This window comes from Fulvivirga sp. M361, from assembly GCF_007097395.1.
GTDB lineage: Bacteria > Bacteroidota > Bacteroidia > Cytophagales > Cyclobacteriaceae > Fulvivirga.
Map to the genome: position 1 here is coordinate 88,817 of NZ_VKDC01000007.1, position 16,062 is coordinate 104,878.

Sequence of the window (16,062 nt, forward strand, 5' to 3'; positions counted from 1 at the left end):
ATTGTGGTTAAGGTTAGAGATGGTGTTGATCTTATTCCAAACACCGCTATTTTTTCTGCCTATTCTTGAGAAACAGTTGGCTGATGTTCAGTTCTGAATTGCGTTAGGAAATGGGCATCGGCCTTCTTATTAAATGTATAAAGCTACATTAATCATTACCAGTTACAATATATAAAATCTATGGAAGCCCTAATTGAGGACATCAAAAAAGTCGATAGTACCTTTTCTTATGAAGAAACATTAAATGCCTGCCTGGAATATTTCAAAGGCGATGAGCTGGCCGCTACTACCTGGATGAAAAAGTATGCACTGACAAATCATAAAGGTGAATACCTGGAACTGACACCGGATGATATGCACAGGAGAATGGCAAAGAAATTTTCCCAGATAGAAGAACACTATTTGAATACCACCCACCTGAATGGAAGCGCTTCCCGGTTATCGGCATATGGTCAAAGTAGAAAGTACCTGGATGAAGAGGCGATCTATACATTATTCAAGGATTTCAAGTATGTGATACCCCAGGGAAGTGTTATGTCCGGCCTGGGCAATGATTACAAACTGGCCTCTCTGTCCAACTGTGTCGTAATGCCGGAGATCCAGGATTCTTATGGAGGTATTTTATACACCGATCAGCAATTGGTTCAGCTATTCAAACGACGGTGCGGAGTAGGTATTGATATTTCAAGTTTACGCCCTGAAGGGTGTGTGGTATCAAACGCAGCCGGATCTACCACAGGGGCGGTTTCTTTCATGGAGCGCTTTTCAAATACCACACGTGAGGTAGCACAAAATGGAAGAAGAGGAGCATTGATGATCACCATGGATATAGCTCACCCGGACGTAGAGCAATTTATCACTATGAAACAGCAACTCACCAAAGTCACCGGGGCCAATGTATCTGTCCGGCTATCCGATGAGTTTATGGAAGCTGTAAACAATGATACCACATACCAACACCGTTGGCCCATAACATCTAAAGATCCAAAATACACAAAATCTATAAAGGCCCGTGACCTTTGGGAAATTATCATTGAGTGTGCCCACCAAACAGCTGAACCCGGTCTTATATTTTGGGACAGGCAACATAATTATTCTACGTCCTCCGTTTATCCGCAGTTCCAAAATGTCTCTACCAATCCCTGCTCGGAGATCGCCATGCAAGGCGGTGACAGCTGTAGGCTAATTGCTATGAACCTCTACAACTTTGTAGAGAACCCATTTACTGATAATGCAAGATTTAGGTTTGAGCAGTTCTATCAGGCATCCTACGAGGCACAGCGCCTCATGGATGACCTGGTAGATCTTGAACTGGAATGTGCAGACCGCATCCTGGAGAAAATCCACAGTGATCCTGAACCCGGCCCTATAAAACGTATTGAACGTGAAACATGGCAACTGCTTCGCGATACTGGGAAAAAAGGACGAAGAACAGGGCTCGGTTTTACCGCACTGGCAGATACGCTGGCAGCGCTGGGACTGAAATTTGATTCAGACAACGCTATTGAGATGGCTGAAAATATCATGAAGGAAAAATGCAGGGCAGAATTTGATAGTTCTATTGATATGGCTATTGAAAGGGGGAAATTCGAAGACTTTAACACGGAAATAGAAGAATCCTCAGACTTTGTAAAAATGATGAAGGAAGAGTTGCCGGAAGTATATGAAAGAATGATGGCAAATGGCAGAAGAAACATCTCATTAAGTACTGTAGCTCCCACAGGCACATTGAGTATGCTCGCCCAGACTTCCTCGGGTATAGAACCTGTTTTTTTACTTTCTTATAAACGCAGGCGAAAGGTTAATCCCAGCGAAAAAAATGTGAAAGTCGATTTCGTAGATGATATGGGTGACAGCTGGGAAGAATTTACCATATATCACCCTAAAGTAAAAGAATGGATGGAAGCCACAAACCATACCAGTCTGGAAAAAAGCCCCTATTACCAGGCCACAGCACAGGAGATAGATTGGAAACAACGCGTGAAGATGCAGTCTATAATACAGAAATATGTTACGCATTCCATCAGCTCTACGATCAACCTGCCCAACGAAGTAGAACCGGATGTAGTGGCCAACATTTACATGGAAGCCTGGAAAATGGGGCTAAAAGGAATTACTGTATACCGTGACGGTTCAAGAGAGGGAGTGCTAATATCCACAGATAAGAAAGAGACGTCCGTAGCCAACGAAATCGTAGAAACACAAGCTCCCAAACGACCCAAAAAACTCAAAGCTGAAGTAATCCGCTTTCAAAACAATAATGAAAAATGGATAGCAGTAGTAGGCCTTTTGAACAATAAACCTTATGAAATATTTACCGGTAAAGCGGAAGATTCTTTTTTCCTTCCACATTGGGTAGTGAATGGCTGGGTAACCAAAAAAAGAAATAAACAAGGAAAAAGCAGGTATGATTTCAAATACCTCGATAAAGACGGTTATCGCGTAACCATTGAAGGGCTGTCCCGGTCCTTTGACAAGGAGTTTTGGAATTATGCCAAGTTAATTTCCAGTGTATTGCGCCATGGTATGCCCATACATTTTGTGGTAGAACTGGTGGATGACCTTAATCTTTACGACGATTCTATTAATACATGGAAAAAAGGAGTTTCAAGGGCATTAAAAAAGTTCATCCCTAATGGGACACAACTCAAAGGACACGCTTGTCCGGAATGTGGCGACCCGGATGGGTTGGTATATGAAGAAGGCTGCTTAAAATGTAAAAGTTGCGCCCACTCTAAGTGCGGATAATAAGCTTATAGTATGATCTTAATCATAGTTTAAGCCTAGGGCAAAACGTTCTTTTGTATCAAAACTCATTATTGATTTACATGAAAAATACACCTCATAGTTTCCATATCCCTGTCATGGGGACAAGTTTTACCATCGATACACCTTTAAAAGTGGCTAAATATGGTATAACATCTGCCATATCTATTATCGATGACGACCTCGTTGAAAAAATGAGAGGTCATTACTGCAAGCTTTACAACAGAAGCTATGAGTTCATCACCGAAAAAACACTCGACCATCGGGCAGAGAGGATCAGAAAATATCTTAACCTGATGAATGGTTTGGTGGAAGACAAGTTTCTAGAGCTTAAATACGCGGAATTCGGAGAAAACGGTGAAATCGACAAATACTTCGAAATGTTGCCAGACGATTCGGGCCTGAAGCAAAAATACCTGGAGATGATACGTACACGTAGCAACGCTGACCGCTACGTAATGCAGGAGCAACTACGCAGAAAAATAGTAAAAGGTGCGGTGGATGTTAATATCATGACCAAACTGGATAAAATCAATTACGATAACAAAAAACAGCAACTTCCGGTCGAATATAATGACGCTCTTGCCGCACTAAGAGGCTTTGCAAAAAGTGAGCTGGAGTCAACCGTCGTGCTTTCTGCCGGAGTCAATCCTTCTTTGTATGCCTATATGGGTAATTTTAAAGACTTTTACCCTGACTCATCCGGCTCTTTCAAGAAGAGGATTGCACTTAAGGTCAGCGACTACCGCTCCGCCCTCATCCAGGGTATGTATTTAGCAAAAAGAGGGCTTTGGGTATCTGAATATCGCATTGAATCCGGGTTGAACTGTGGTGGACATGCCTTTGCCACAGAGGGGTACTTATTGGGACCTATTTTAGAAGAATTCAAGGTCAAACGGAATGAGTTGATCCAAAAAACATTTGCTATCTGTAAAGCTGCTTTGGAGAAAAAGGACATGGTTTGTCCTGAACAACCTTTTTCACTGGATATTATTGCACAAGGGGGTGTCGGGGATGCTTCAGAGCACAACCTTTTGTTAGATCATTATGAAGTAGATGGTGTAGGTTGGGGTACTCCTTTCCTGCTGGTACCAGAGGCCACCAATGTGGACATTGATACCATGAACATACTTACCAAAGCCACGGAAAAAGACCTTTATCTCAGTGAGAAATCACCTTTGGGGGTACCTATGAATTCAGTTCGGGGAAATTCCAAGGACCTGGAGCGTCAAAAACTGATCAGCAAAAACAGACCTGGTAGTTCATGTCCAAAAAAATACCTGGCGCTAAACCGTGAGTTTACAGAAAAATCTATCTGTACAGCTTCACGTCAGTACCAGGACTTAAAAATAAAAGAGTTGAACAACAAAGGGCTGAAGGGTAGAGAATACACAACTGCTCTTGAAAGCATAGAAGCCAAAGAGTGTCTGTGTGCCGGTCTGGCAGCTTCTGCGCTGGTACTTAATAATATTAATACAAAGTCTGATGGCTCTGCTGTTTCAGTCTGTCCTGGGCCTAACCTGGCCTACTTCTCCAGGGTGGTATCGCTGAGAGAAATGGTAAAGCATATTTATGGAAAAACCAATATTATTGCTTCCGACAGCCGGCCTCACGTGTTCATCAAAGAAGCCATGCTTTATGTGACCTACCTGAAGGACGAGCTTTTGAAAGCGACCGGAACGGAGGAAGTAAAGAAATTACGTTACTTCAAATCGTTCAAAGAGAACCTGCTACAAGGTATCAATTACTATAAGCAGCTGTTTGCAGAAACAAATGTGATATCTCAGTCCATCCAGCAGGCTTTTAAAAGAGAATTAAACAGGCTTGAATCAGAGATCATATCACTAAGTACGCCTGAACCGTTAGCGATATGAACATATGATATAGTTGTATAGGGCGGGGGGAATAGCCAGACTTACAAAACGCTATAACCCTTGCCTGCTTTAATTTCTTCATTGGATTTGTACTCACTTATTCAGAGCATTGAGTGATACTTGTAGGAGCAGAAAGCCATTGTTACAGGCAAAATATATAAAGTGTTGTCCACCGAATCCGGAGAAGTGAACTGTATTACCATGTTCAAATCATGCTTAAGATACCCGTTTCATTTAAAAGTCCTTTGGCTTGTTATTTTATTGGGTTGTGATTCCAACCTGCCCCATACTAATGAAGAAGATCAAAAAGGCCAGACCGCACTAGTTCCTCAGCATAAATTTGCAGGAACAAAAACATGTGTATCGTGTCACACTAAAGAGTACCAGGACTGGCAAGGTTCTCACCATGACAAGGCAATGCAGGTCGCCGACTCCCGTACGATATTGGCTGACTTTGACTCGGCAAAATTTTTAAGTAACGGCGTACTGAGTATTTTCTATCAAAAGGACAACAAATATTTCGTACAAACCACCGGACGTGACGGTCAACCCCATGAGTATCAAATTATATACACTTTTGGCATACATCCATTACAGCAATATATTGTAGCATTTCCAAAGGGCGCTTATCAATGCCTGCAAACCGCCTGGGATACAGAAAAGAAAAAATGGTTCGACCTTCAACCTGATCTGGATATCGCACCTAACGAGTGGCTACACTGGACAGGAAATGCAATGAAATGGAATACTGCCTGTGCAGACTGTCACTCTACAGACCTACGCAAAAATTTTGATGTAGGCTCGGAAACCTATCATACCACTTTTGAGGAGATCAATGTAGGTTGTGAGTCCTGTCATGGCCCTGCTGATAAGCATGTAACGTTTTATGAGACTAATGCCAAGGGCACCCCGCCACCACTCTACATGCATAATAATATGCGTCCAAAAGAGTTGGTACAAAAATGTGCGCGTTGCCATTCGCGTCGGGCCCAGACCACTTCTTTTTTTGACTACAAGGGGCATTTTCTGGACCATTACGATCCCAGCCTCATTATAACTCCTACGTACGAGCCGGACGGACAGATCCTTGATGAAGATTATGTATATGGATCATTTGTACAAAGTAAAATGTACCAGAATGGCATCACATGCCGCGACTGCCATAATGTACATTCCCTTAAGTTAAAAAAAACCGGGAACGCACTCTGCCTGAATTGTCATGAGCCAGGTTACAATACTCCGTCGCACCATTTTCACAAAATAAATACAGAAGCATCCCAATGTATCAACTGTCATATGACCGGTAAACTCTATATGGGCAATGATTTCAGAAGAGACCATAGCTTCAGGGTACCCCGTCCTGACCAATCAGTGGAATACGGCACACCCAATGCCTGTAACGGTTGTCATAAGGACAAAACTCCTAATTGGGCAGCTGATGTCATCGTTTCTCACTTCGGCGAAACCCGCGAAGACCATTTTTCCGATCACCTGCTGGCCGGATATCATGAAAATCTGGAAAGACTCCACGAATTGATCTCTAATAAAACCTATCCTGAAATAGCGCGCGCCACGGCTATGTATTACTATGCGTCCCGGATTTCCCCCGCCGAAGTAAAGAAAATCGAAAAATTTCTTAATGACCCGGACGTGTTAGTAAAAAATGAAACGATAAGAGCTTTTAGTCAACTTGGTTTGGGAAACTATTTGCCACAAATCAAACCACTACTTGAAGACCCTGTCCGCCTTATCCGGCTATCAGCGCTGGAGTACGTAAATAAATACGAGCCTAATACTCAGCGCACATCCATATATCAGGCAGCAGAACAAGAGTATATGACATTCATGGATATGTCTGCTGACCATACCTCAGGACAGCAAAGAAAGGCACAATACCTCGAGGCCAAAGGGGATGTCACCGGAGCTATCCGGGCCTATCGAAAAGCCATAGAAATAGATAACCACTATAATCAGGCACGTATGAACCTGGCCCTGCTTTTATATAAGGAAGGAAACACGTCTGAGGCAGAAGCGCTGTACCTGAAAGTGATAGAACAAGAGCCTCATGTGAGTTATCCACATTACATGCTGGGCTTACTCTATCACGAAACGGGTAAAAATGAAAAAGCCATTGAATATTTAAGGCAGGCTTGCTCAAGAACTCCTGCTATTCTTCGCGCTCATTATAATTATGCACTTATACTTCAGCAGAACAAGCAGTACGACAAATCCATTAAGGCGATCAATGAAGCCTTACTTACCTTCGTGGATAACGAGGAATTGTTATACATCAGGCTGGTGGCAGAGCTTAACTCAAAACAGTTACAAGAGGCTTACAATACCTGCCTGTTACTAGTTGAACTGGCACCGGCAAATCCTAATTATCAGCAGACATTGCAGGAAATAAAAAGGAACTTAGAAAGTAATTAGATCAACGAATTGGCTCACGTTCAACGATTGGGAAATTACTTCTTCCTTATATCCCCGGAACCTCAAGGACGTTAGAAAACCAGAAGTAAAACTAAAATAGCTGCATTCCGGTGAATTTACTGTAACCTTGGTTACAATATCATTACCATTAATTTTTCAGGTTTGTATGAACTGATCTACCACCGTGAGCAAAAAAAGTATTCAACCACTTTATCTGTTAATAACGTTAAGCGTCACGATAGGCCTGGCGCCATTTTTCCCTGAACCCCATATAATAGGAAAGATAAAATGGCTGGCCGGGGGCGGCGTAGGAATGGAGCTTACGGACTACCTCGATCTTTTATTCCACGGGGTTCCATGGGTTTTGTTGTTGGCTTATTCCGGCTTTAAGCTGAAGCAGGCGATCATCAAAAAACAGTAATACGAAAAGTCTGAATTCGGTTCAATTACATTTAATAGGCGTTTATCAGGTAAAACTCCAAAATAGCCTACCCCTACCCTTTTGTTAGCCATTACTCAGGGTGCATTTCCCGGTGGCGCTTTTCAAACCAGGGGGGCGCTTCCAATTCATTCTCATAAAGATACTCCACCATTTTCGTGATCATTTCTTTGCTCCAATTGAATTTTGGCATTAATCCAAAACGATTCACAGGCCCTTGCATAAGAGCTGACTCCTCAGTTGGTTCAAGCAAAAAAGCAGACATTTGAGCAACAAAAGTTGCCTGATCACCATCTGCTGCTCTTAAGTACCTGCTTTTTACTCCTGCCAATGGAGGCGCTATAATGTCATCGTGAGAAGCTGAATTTGGCGAATGGCAAGAGTAGCAGTTTTGTTGGATAAGCGCCAACCCATCGTCGAGGTTAATAGCTTCCTTGTCCGTCTTAAGCTTCAAAAGGTCTTCCTTTTTAAAAGTTATACTCCAGATCCCTCTCAGATCCCCTACCCTGTGCCCTTTCGCCTTATCATCAGGATAAAGTGTGTTGATCCTGGAAAGTGTGCTCTCCGTTATTTGATCATTACCCATACCATGGCAGCTTAAGCACATCTTATTTTTTGTTCGAATAGGAGCCGCATATAACAGTTCATTTTTGCTTAATACCTGTACAACAGGTTCCAGGTCTTCCTTTTTGGACAGTTGTTCCTGGTAGGATCTTATGATTTTTTCTTCGACAGGATCCGGTGTATTATTCGGGTTTCTCATTTTCAGTGAGGCCCTTTTGATCTTTACCTCCATTCCGGTTTTAAGGGAGTCCAAAATCGGGTACGCCGTCAGGTTGCAAAATTCTACCGCAGCCTCAGGGCTCTGAGTACTTATTTTTTTCATGAGTTGGCTCCCAAGGGCCTGCTGAGCCAGAGAGGAGATGCGATTGCCCTGCTTCAAAGCCACACTTTTAACCGATGGGGCAATATCTACCGTTTTTTCTTTTGGATCCTTTGGGTTAGAACAGCCTAATACTATGACTAAGGGCAGGAAAAACAAGTATTTCATCTCCGGGTATTTTTACCCTAAGTTACCCCAACCCTCAAGACCTGGCAACCCGGTTTAGCGCTTATGTGACTTAAGTAACAGAGTGTTGGTCTTTGATGATAAATTGACCGTTTTACACATAAAATATCTTATTTTAGGGCAAACCGGAAACCTTTATTGGTAAACGGTATTATTTCACCGCCCGCCGTATACGTCAAAGCAGTGCCTTAAAGTTTAAAGGCGTTTTCCCAAACCACTTTTTAAAAGCATGAACAAAAGAGCTTGGTTCATGATAACCCATCAGGTAGCTCACCTCCTTTACACTTAAGTCCTTTTTCAGGTAATCAATGGCTAGGTTTTTTTTCACCTCTTCCAACACTTTGAGGTAGCTGGTTCGTTCGGCTTGTAACTTCCGTTGCAGGCTTCTCGGAGACATATTCAGGTTCTGTGCTATTTTTTCCAGGGAGGGAAGGCCCGGGTCAAGCATGGAATAGATCATTACTTTGAGCCTTTCTGTAAACGGTGAGCTGCCGCTCTCCTGGTCCATCAATCGCTTACGGGCTACATTTTCCAGTGCGATCAGCAACTCGTAATCTGCATAAATGACCGGCTCATCCAGGACCTTTTTATCAAAAATGAGATAGTTGCCGTCATCATGGTATGCTATCCTTGTTTTAAATACCCGTTCGTATTCCGCTTTATTTTCGCCCTCACGTCCAATGCTTACCACCAGCGGACCGTACCGCTTTCCGGTAAGAAATTGTAGTTCCAGGGAGGCAAAAACCATGGAAGAGATAATGAAATGCCCGGAGGCAACAGGAAATACCTCCCGGCATGCCGTGTTCATTTCAAAAATGAGATGAAACTGGTGACCTTTTATCTCTAAGTTTAATCGCAGTACGTTGCTGATCAGGTTAAAGTATTCACAAGCCTTAGTGATGGCCTCACGGACCGTCCTGCTCACCACGATCAGCTGCCCGACCACACCCATGGCCGCATGGTTATAAAGCTCTCCAATATGTAGTCCCAGCGCGTTGTCGCCTGTTTTATGCGCTACAAATTCGTACAATACTGCAAATTTCTCAAAGGGTACTGTTTCCGTATAAGCCCATTCCGGTGAACCCTTGCCCGTACCTTCAAATACTTCATCAGCGTGCACTCCTCGCTGTCCGGCAAATTGCACCAGGTGATCCATGATTGATTTGGCTATGAAGAAATTATCCATATACTAAAAGTATAGCATCCGCAGGGGTATTGAAACAGCTTGTCGTAAGATATTGATTTGTTGTCGTCAACGAACAATTTTACAGGAGGGCTATCTGGTAATTTTGTATAAACAAAATAATACGATATGAGTCCGATACAAAAATGGTTATCCGCTAATGCCACTTTCTCCATCATCAATGGCACTGCCTGCCTAACCGCAAATAATGCTTTGCAGCGACTTTTTGGATTTGAACAACCTTATGTACTCCCTTCTCTTGGAGGGAATTTGTTGCTTTTTGGGGTCTTTCTGATTTACGTGGTAGTCAGGCAGTCCGACAATAAAGGCTTAGTCACTACGATCATTTTTCTGGACGCCGGTTGGGTAATTGGGAGTTTGGTTATTGTAGGTTTTCAGTTGTTTGGCCTGGCTGCGGTAGGCTATACTATCATTATGACCATTGCACTGGTTGTGGCTTTGTTTGGTTGGCAGCAGTACCGGTTCAATGGTTAAGTTCTCCACGTACCCATGGCGAATCATCGCAGTCTGTCCTGATAATATTTATACTATAAATGCTTTACTTCTTCCTTTAAAAAGAACGATAGATGAGATGGTGAACTGCTTTATGATGGTATACTATAGCAAGCTGCTACTGCCTGATTCATTTGATCACTCTAATTTCCATTTCAAGCCCGAGTACGTCAAAAAGATGCATCAAACTTTCTAATTCAGGGTTAGCCAGGCCCTTTTCAATATTGCACAGTGTTCTCTCCGACACTCCTGCGATATCTGATAGATCTTCCTGGGTAACCCCTTTAAAAACCTTCGTCGTTCTCTGATGGTATTTCCTATACTTTTCTTATCCATATCCAGCAATTTATTGCCGATTTCACAAGGATCGCCATTATTTTCACTCGAATCGAGTTAAATCAGCAATTTGTTGCCGGTTTTAACAGAAATCTCTACATACGATATCAATAATAACACAACCGGCACTTATTACCGCTTTTAAAATTGAAACCACCCCTCAGACAAACGCTGTATCAAAATTCCAATAAAGACTTGGGAGAAACACTCATTGCATTTGCCAATGCATTAAGAGTAGCTACAGTAATGTTTAAATCGCCTTGTTCCAGCCGGGTAAGCTGGCTCCGGGCAATTTCCGCTTTGTCACAAAGCTCTTGCTGAGTAAACCCCTTTTCAGTTCTCAATTGTTGCACTCTCTTGCCGAGAGCTTCAAGAAATTGTGGGTCGTTTTTCATTAACCTCAAAAGTGCAAACAAATTGATGAATTTCTTGACCTGTATATAGGTCAAGAAATTATTATTAAATCACCCCTTCTGGAGCGCATTTAGCAAAGCGTAATGCGTTCTCATTTTCTTCTAAGGCTGAACATTCAGCATTTGTAATGCGCATATTTTTGGTGAACTTATTTTAATTAGCCCTTATGGTAAAATGTTGAGGTATCCATACCCCAAAAGCTACCTCTAAAGTATACCCGGATTGCAAATACTATCCCTAAATCAGCACGCATGGCACTATCGCTATAATGTTCGTCAGGAAAAGTGTAGTAGATTGAGTCCCGAAATCAAATATGGCAGATACCCCTTTGAATCATATCGTTCTGCCCATCTTTCAATATCATGTCGATCTACGAATTTCAATTCATTCTGGTAGAAGTTTTACGTCACAGCAGGTTTCTCTCAATATCTCACAGGGGTCAACATCTATCGCCAAGGCTATTAGATATAATTCTCTCACCCGAAGTTGAGTTGATTCATTTGAGCTTAATTGGCTCAGTCTTGATTCACTTATACCGGTTCTTCTCGAAACCATTGCCTTATTCACTGATTTCTTGGTAAGGTAAAGTCCTAATTCAGTCATGAACACCTATTGATTATCGAAAGATAAATGTAGCCTTTTTAAACCTTCTTGTAGAATATTGAAAGATTTGTTTGTCTATTCTGTCGATAATAAATAGATTTGTTTCGATTATCGAAAGAATTCTATTCACTATCAAAACACAGATTATGAGAAGATACACCAAAGCAGATTTAGAAGCACTGGTTTCATGCCAGCTCGAAAACCTGAATGCTATGCATGACCTACTTCGAATCATGAAAACCCAAAACGAGTTGTTGGAAAACGCCAATAAAAAGCTGAAAGATGAAGTAACTGACTTCAAAGTCCATTACTACAAAACCGGGAAATCTGGCAGACCTAAAGACTAGGCAATGGTAAATATACTGCGAGCTACAAGGTTTTCACCTCGATTTTCTGGAAGGATTGGGCAGGTAGATTTGAGTGTTGCAATCTTTTTAAAAAATGGAGGAAAGACCTGGCAACCAAAATAGAATAAACAAACAACCAAAAGCTACAGAAAAGCCACCAGGGCAACGTATCATTAAGCACATCTGGTTCATTTCATCAACAAAAAACAAAACACTAAACCACTTAACTTATGACCCCCCAATAAACTCCCCCGTTTCATCCATACACAAATCAAAAAAAGGAAGAAAACACTTAGCACGTTCACTTTAATTTAATAACTTCCTTCTCATCGTCATTGCGATTCCGAGGATACGAGGAAGAAGCAATCTCCCAATCGTAAGACGCAAACTGAATACTTTTACGTCAACCGAAACGGAGCGTGCGGCTATGGCGATCTTTAATTGAAAAACCACTGATCCATTACACACTATTAGACTAACAACCCACCCGCATTATGACCACCGAAGCTACTTTCGCACCCAAAGACCTTGGATTATTCAGCAAAATGATCATCCACTTTCTCAACCGGGAAGCGCGTCACGTACACGCGAAAAAAGTTGCTCACATCTTTAAGGTCTTTTCCGAGGTTATCCAGGATTCTATTTCAAAAGGGTCCGGACGAGAGCTTGGCTATTTAGGTTATTTTAATTCGGAGCACCTCGCCGCCTGGAACCATACGGTCATTAACCATTTGATCCACTGTGAGGAAGATGAAGCAAAAAAAGAAAGGATTATCTCGCTATGGCATGAAATTGAACTGATCATAGACGATCAGATTGAACAATTTAAACGTGAAGAGTTGGCCGTATGCTGGGGATTAAAATGAGTTGTTTCTTTATCTAACTGATATTAATCGTTCCAGCCGCCTATAAAGGATTACAAGTACTATGGAACTTCCATATTTATCCTATGGCATAGATTTTCAGCCTGTCACTTAAGGCTTAAACCCGGCCAGAGGCCTTTGCAATAGGGATTACTCGGCTGGAGCCAAGCAATTGATATAGATTGATAGGGGCCTTAACCATAGGAACGTTTTCATGGCAAACATCTATCCCGACTGCCTTTACAACGTACTTTCACCACTACTCGTCGAATAAACACATCATCGTGGTTACCTCATTTTAACTTCGTCTTTAGAGATGAAGGTGGCATTACCATTACTTGATAAGAATAAGCAGTTTTTATAAAAACTCATCCGGAGTTTTTTACAACCAGTCCTATTTCAAACTCAAGTTCGCACAGAGTAACTATCTGATAAATTGGTTACTATATTAAGTAGTAAGGCATTAAACACGTGTTAATTAATCACAATCAAGAATGAACAAATTATTTAAAAATCAATTACTTTTTAGCCTTCTGGCTTTATTTTTTTTAGCGGCATGCGGTGATGATGATACTCCTGCTGCAGAAGAAGAGAAGATCCCTGTAGCCATAGACAATCCGGATGAAGTGACCAATGCACTTACCGTAGAAGGTGCTACTCTTAAGACCGGAACACCTCCGGCACCCTCAAACGACACTGCTGCCCCTGTATTGGACGAAAATATAGGTGATTTAAAAGTAATCACGGGAACTGATTTGATCGTACCTATTAATGAGACGAATTCAGGTGATGTAGCTGGAGTTTATATTCAGGTCAAAGGAGCCTCAGAGTATTATGATGTACCGGCATCCAAACTGGCCACAGGTGGTCGTATAGCATTTGGCCGACTGCAAAAGACAGGAAGAACGATGGAAGATCTGACATTATCTGTCGGTATCCCGGACAATTTAAGCCCTGGTGAATTTTGTGTTTTGTACTGTGTATATGATCAGGAGAGCAGGGTCTCTAATATTATAGAAGAATGTATTACGGTATTAGCTTTTGGGGGTGAAGAGAGTGCATTCCTAACAGATAATGAGTGGGAAATGGTATCGCAATATGAATTCGAAGAATACAGTGGTTCTACCTACGAGGAAGAGACTCTTGTAGGTGTAACTAATGAAGAAACCTATACCAGCTCCATCCCTTGTGATGATCAATCCAGCCAGGAGGTAGAAGTTACGGAACTGAGAAGAATCGACTACATATACGCTGCCTTTTCAAAAGAAGGAGGATTCCAGTTTAAGATCAGCGAATATGAAAAAGAACGGGACTACGAAAAAACAAATTGTACCGACGGCCTGATTTATGAAGAAAAAACGGTAGTAGAAACTTTCGATGGCGCATGGTCATATGACAGCAACACTGCAAAAATCACGCTGATCGGTACCATTGAAGATGATGATATTGACAGTGAATTCGAAGAAAGCACTTTCGTAGAAATTTACGATGTGGTTTTGGAGAATGGAAACCTTAAATTATCGAATGAAGAGGGCACTAAAGGTTCCGGTGAGGATTATTATTATTTTGAAATAATATTCAAGCCCAGAAGCTGATCATTTTAAAGAATAAATTAAAAGAGGCCGTCTCAAAAGTGATTGAGGCGGTCTTTTTACTTTTACAAGGATTGAGTTTTTGATTTAACGTTTAGCAAGCTTCTTTTTCAAAAAGGCAAGAGTTGTCCTAAGCCTATGCCGCCTTTTTGGCCAGGTTATGAGCTATAGCAAGCAATCCAGCTTCTATTTCCACTTTTTGAAGTCCTTTCAACATAAATCTACGGAAGCCCCGGTTGTGTTTTATGGCTCCAAAAGTCGCCTCCACATCCCACGGCCTTTTGGAGCGATGAAGTAATCCCTGTGCTGAGGTAAGGTTTTCCCTGACTTTTTGCTTATGCCTGCGCAGGTTGTGGTTCAACTCTACGATTCGATTACCTTTAGCCTTATAGCACGCGCCTCGAAGCGGACATCCTTCACAGTGAATGGCCTGATATTGTGCATAAGTTTGTGCATAACCTGACGAGGTTTTCGATTTTCGATCTCCTATTCGTTTCATAGGTTGGCCCATAGGACAATACACCGTATCTTTCTCCTGGTTGTAATACAGGTTTTGAGATTTAAAGGGGTCTTCTTTCCATTTTTTGGATTGCTCTTTATGGAAATAGTTGTATTTGATGTAGTTATCTATTTTTTCTTCTTCCAGATAGTCATAATTTTCTTCACTTCCATAGCCCGCATCGGCACAGATAGCTTCAGGTAAGGCTTGATAAAGGTCGTGGTAATGCTGTAAGTGTGGCTTGAGGGTGAGGGTATCATTGGCGTTTTGATGAAGGCTGTAGTTGACGATAAACTGATTCGAGGTACTGATCTGCCAGTTGTAAGCGGGTTTGAGTTGGCCGTTGAGCATATGGTCATCTTTCATCCGCATAAAAGTAGCCTGTGGATCGGTCTTTGAGTAGCTGCTTCTGCTGCCTAAAACAGCTTCTTTTTCAGCGTATTCAGCCAATTTGGAAGGCCAGTTTCTACGGGCATAATTGAGCTTCTGTTTGACTTTTTTGCTGACGGGCTTTCCTTCCAGGGCTTGATCAATTTTAGCTATAGTGCGACTCACTTTTTTACTATCGATCTCTTTAAAGTCAGCTGGGACCTCATCGGTGAGCTCTTCTTCGGCCAGTTGTTGGGTATACTTCCATAGCTCATCGAGTTGTTTAGCGATACGCTCTTTACTGGTTTTGATCGCTTTTCCCCATACAAAGGTGTACCGATTAGCATTGGCTTCTAGTTTAGTACCATCAGTGTAGATCGTCTTGATACTGACCAGCCCTTCTTCTAGCAGTAGCTCTACCACCTGACCGAAAACCTGTCGCAAGGCATCTTTGAGTCGCTCACTCCTGAAGCGGGCAATGGTGTTGTGATCCGGTTTATTCATAGCAGAGAGCCACATAAAATGAATGTTCTCTTTTAAAGCTGCTTCCATCTTGCGGGAAGAATAGATATTGGTCAAATAGCCATACACAAGTACTTTGAGCAACATGCGTGGATGGTACACCGATGTACCGCCAGGCTTGTAGTGCTTGAGTAAGGGGTCAACATTAATACGATCGATCACATCATTAACCAGACGAACTGGATGGTTTTCCTCAATTAATTCTTCCAAAGAAGNGTATCCCTTCGGTGTTGGGCGTGTATT

13 protein-coding genes and 1 pseudogene are annotated in these 16,062 nt (G+C 42.0%); 8 read left to right on the forward strand and 6 right to left on the reverse strand.

What is annotated here, in order from left to right; all coding sequences use genetic code 11:
- Window positions 1-180: 180 nt before the first annotated feature.
- The 4 genes from FNH22_RS09655 (at window position 181) to FNH22_RS09670 (ending at window position 7,491) form a co-directional block, all read left to right on the forward strand.
- A complete protein-coding gene (locus tag FNH22_RS09655; RefSeq protein ID WP_143398161.1) occupies window positions 181-2,748 on the forward strand; it encodes an adenosylcobalamin-dependent ribonucleoside-diphosphate reductase in 2,568 nt (855 codons plus the stop codon).
- Between the two features lie 80 nt (window positions 2,749-2,828).
- Window positions 2,829-4,640, forward strand: coding sequence for a hypothetical protein (locus tag FNH22_RS09660; RefSeq protein WP_143398162.1), 1,812 nt, complete (start codon window positions 2,829-2,831; stop codon window positions 4,638-4,640).
- A 162-nt stretch (window positions 4,641-4,802) separates the two neighbouring features.
- Window positions 4,803-7,070: a tetratricopeptide repeat protein gene (locus tag FNH22_RS09665; protein WP_143398163.1), complete on the forward strand. Its 2,268-nt coding sequence runs from the start codon at window positions 4,803-4,805 to the stop codon at window positions 7,068-7,070.
- A 184-nt stretch (window positions 7,071-7,254) separates the two neighbouring features.
- Window positions 7,255-7,491 carry a hypothetical protein gene (locus tag FNH22_RS09670; RefSeq protein WP_255518016.1) on the forward strand — a complete coding sequence of 79 codons (237 nt, stop codon included), beginning with the start codon at window positions 7,255-7,257 and terminating at the stop codon, window positions 7,489-7,491.
- Window positions 7,492-7,582: 91 nt separating this feature from the next.
- Here FNH22_RS09670 and FNH22_RS09675 read toward each other — a convergent pair whose 3' ends face one another.
- Together FNH22_RS09675 and FNH22_RS09680 are read right to left on the reverse strand one after the other, a co-directional pair.
- A complete protein-coding gene (locus FNH22_RS09675) occupies window positions 7,583-8,560 on the reverse strand; it encodes a DUF3365 domain-containing protein (RefSeq protein ID WP_143398164.1) in 978 nt (325 codons plus the stop codon).
- Window positions 8,561-8,753: 193 nt separating this feature from the next.
- On the reverse strand, window positions 8,754-9,764 hold the full coding sequence (locus FNH22_RS09680; RefSeq protein ID WP_143398165.1) for an AraC family transcriptional regulator: 1,011 nt from the start codon (window positions 9,762-9,764) through the stop codon (window positions 8,754-8,756).
- A 126-nt stretch (window positions 9,765-9,890) separates the two neighbouring features.
- On the opposite strand from FNH22_RS09680, the gene FNH22_RS09685 reads away from it, so the two are divergent.
- Window positions 9,891-10,256: a hypothetical protein gene (locus tag FNH22_RS09685; RefSeq protein ID WP_143398166.1), complete on the forward strand. Its 366-nt coding sequence runs from the start codon at window positions 9,891-9,893 to the stop codon at window positions 10,254-10,256.
- A 148-nt stretch (window positions 10,257-10,404) separates the two neighbouring features.
- Here FNH22_RS09685 and FNH22_RS32895 read toward each other — a convergent pair whose 3' ends face one another.
- From FNH22_RS32895 to FNH22_RS09700, 3 genes are all read right to left on the reverse strand, one after another.
- Window positions 10,405-10,521: a hypothetical protein gene (locus FNH22_RS32895; RefSeq protein WP_221420247.1), complete on the reverse strand. Its 117-nt coding sequence runs from the start codon at window positions 10,519-10,521 to the stop codon at window positions 10,405-10,407.
- A 265-nt stretch (window positions 10,522-10,786) separates the two neighbouring features.
- A complete protein-coding gene (locus FNH22_RS09695; protein ID WP_143398167.1) occupies window positions 10,787-11,059 on the reverse strand; it encodes a helix-turn-helix domain-containing protein in 273 nt (90 codons plus the stop codon).
- A gap of 349 nt (window positions 11,060-11,408) precedes the next feature.
- Window positions 11,409-11,627, reverse strand: a complete 219-nt coding sequence (locus FNH22_RS09700) for a helix-turn-helix transcriptional regulator (RefSeq protein WP_143398168.1) — start codon at window positions 11,625-11,627, stop codon at window positions 11,409-11,411.
- Between the two features lie 146 nt (window positions 11,628-11,773).
- Here FNH22_RS09700 and FNH22_RS09705 point away from each other — a divergent pair, with 146 nt between their 5' ends.
- The 3 genes from FNH22_RS09705 (at window position 11,774) to FNH22_RS09715 (ending at window position 14,432) form a co-directional block, all read left to right on the forward strand.
- A complete protein-coding gene (locus tag FNH22_RS09705; protein ID WP_255518017.1) occupies window positions 11,774-11,974 on the forward strand; it encodes a hypothetical protein in 201 nt (66 codons plus the stop codon).
- 494 nt (window positions 11,975-12,468) lie between these two features.
- Window positions 12,469-12,840 (forward strand): hypothetical protein, encoded by a 372-nt coding sequence (locus FNH22_RS09710; protein WP_143398169.1) that lies wholly within the window; start codon window positions 12,469-12,471, stop codon window positions 12,838-12,840.
- Between the two features lie 491 nt (window positions 12,841-13,331).
- Window positions 13,332-14,432 carry a hypothetical protein gene (locus FNH22_RS09715; RefSeq protein WP_143398170.1) on the forward strand — a complete coding sequence of 367 codons (1,101 nt, stop codon included), beginning with the start codon at window positions 13,332-13,334 and terminating at the stop codon, window positions 14,430-14,432.
- Between the two features lie 133 nt (window positions 14,433-14,565).
- Here FNH22_RS09715 and FNH22_RS09720 read toward each other — a convergent pair.
- A pseudogene (locus FNH22_RS09720) lies at window positions 14,566-16,032 on the reverse strand (IS1182 family transposase); the annotation flags it as partial.
- Window positions 16,033-16,062: the final 30 nt, after the last annotated feature.

What these genes read in the sequence shown, in the direction of transcription:
- FNH22_RS09660 (WP_143398162.1), top strand. Translation starts at nt 2,829, where the DNA reads ATGAAAAATACACCTCATAGTTTCCATATCCCTGTCATGGGGACAAGT.
- FNH22_RS09680 (WP_143398165.1), bottom strand. Translation starts at nt 9,764, where the DNA reads ATGGATAATTTCTTCATAGCCAAATCAATCATGGATCACCTGGTGCAA.
- FNH22_RS09705 (WP_255518017.1), top strand. Translation starts at nt 11,774, where the DNA reads ATGAGAAGATACACCAAAGCAGATTTAGAAGCACTGGTTTCATGCCAG.
- FNH22_RS09675 (WP_143398164.1), bottom strand. Translation starts at nt 8,560, where the DNA reads ATGAAATACTTGTTTTTCCTGCCCTTAGTCATAGTATTAGGCTGTTCT.
- FNH22_RS09700 (WP_143398168.1), bottom strand. Translation starts at nt 11,627, where the DNA reads ATGACTGAATTAGGACTTTACCTTACCAAGAAATCAGTGAATAAGGCA.
- FNH22_RS09715 (WP_143398170.1), top strand. Translation starts at nt 13,332, where the DNA reads ATGAACAAATTATTTAAAAATCAATTACTTTTTAGCCTTCTGGCTTTA.
- FNH22_RS09710 (WP_143398169.1), top strand. Translation starts at nt 12,469, where the DNA reads ATGACCACCGAAGCTACTTTCGCACCCAAAGACCTTGGATTATTCAGC.
- FNH22_RS09685 (WP_143398166.1), top strand. Translation starts at nt 9,891, where the DNA reads ATGAGTCCGATACAAAAATGGTTATCCGCTAATGCCACTTTCTCCATC.
- FNH22_RS09655 (WP_143398161.1), top strand. Translation starts at nt 181, where the DNA reads ATGGAAGCCCTAATTGAGGACATCAAAAAAGTCGATAGTACCTTTTCT.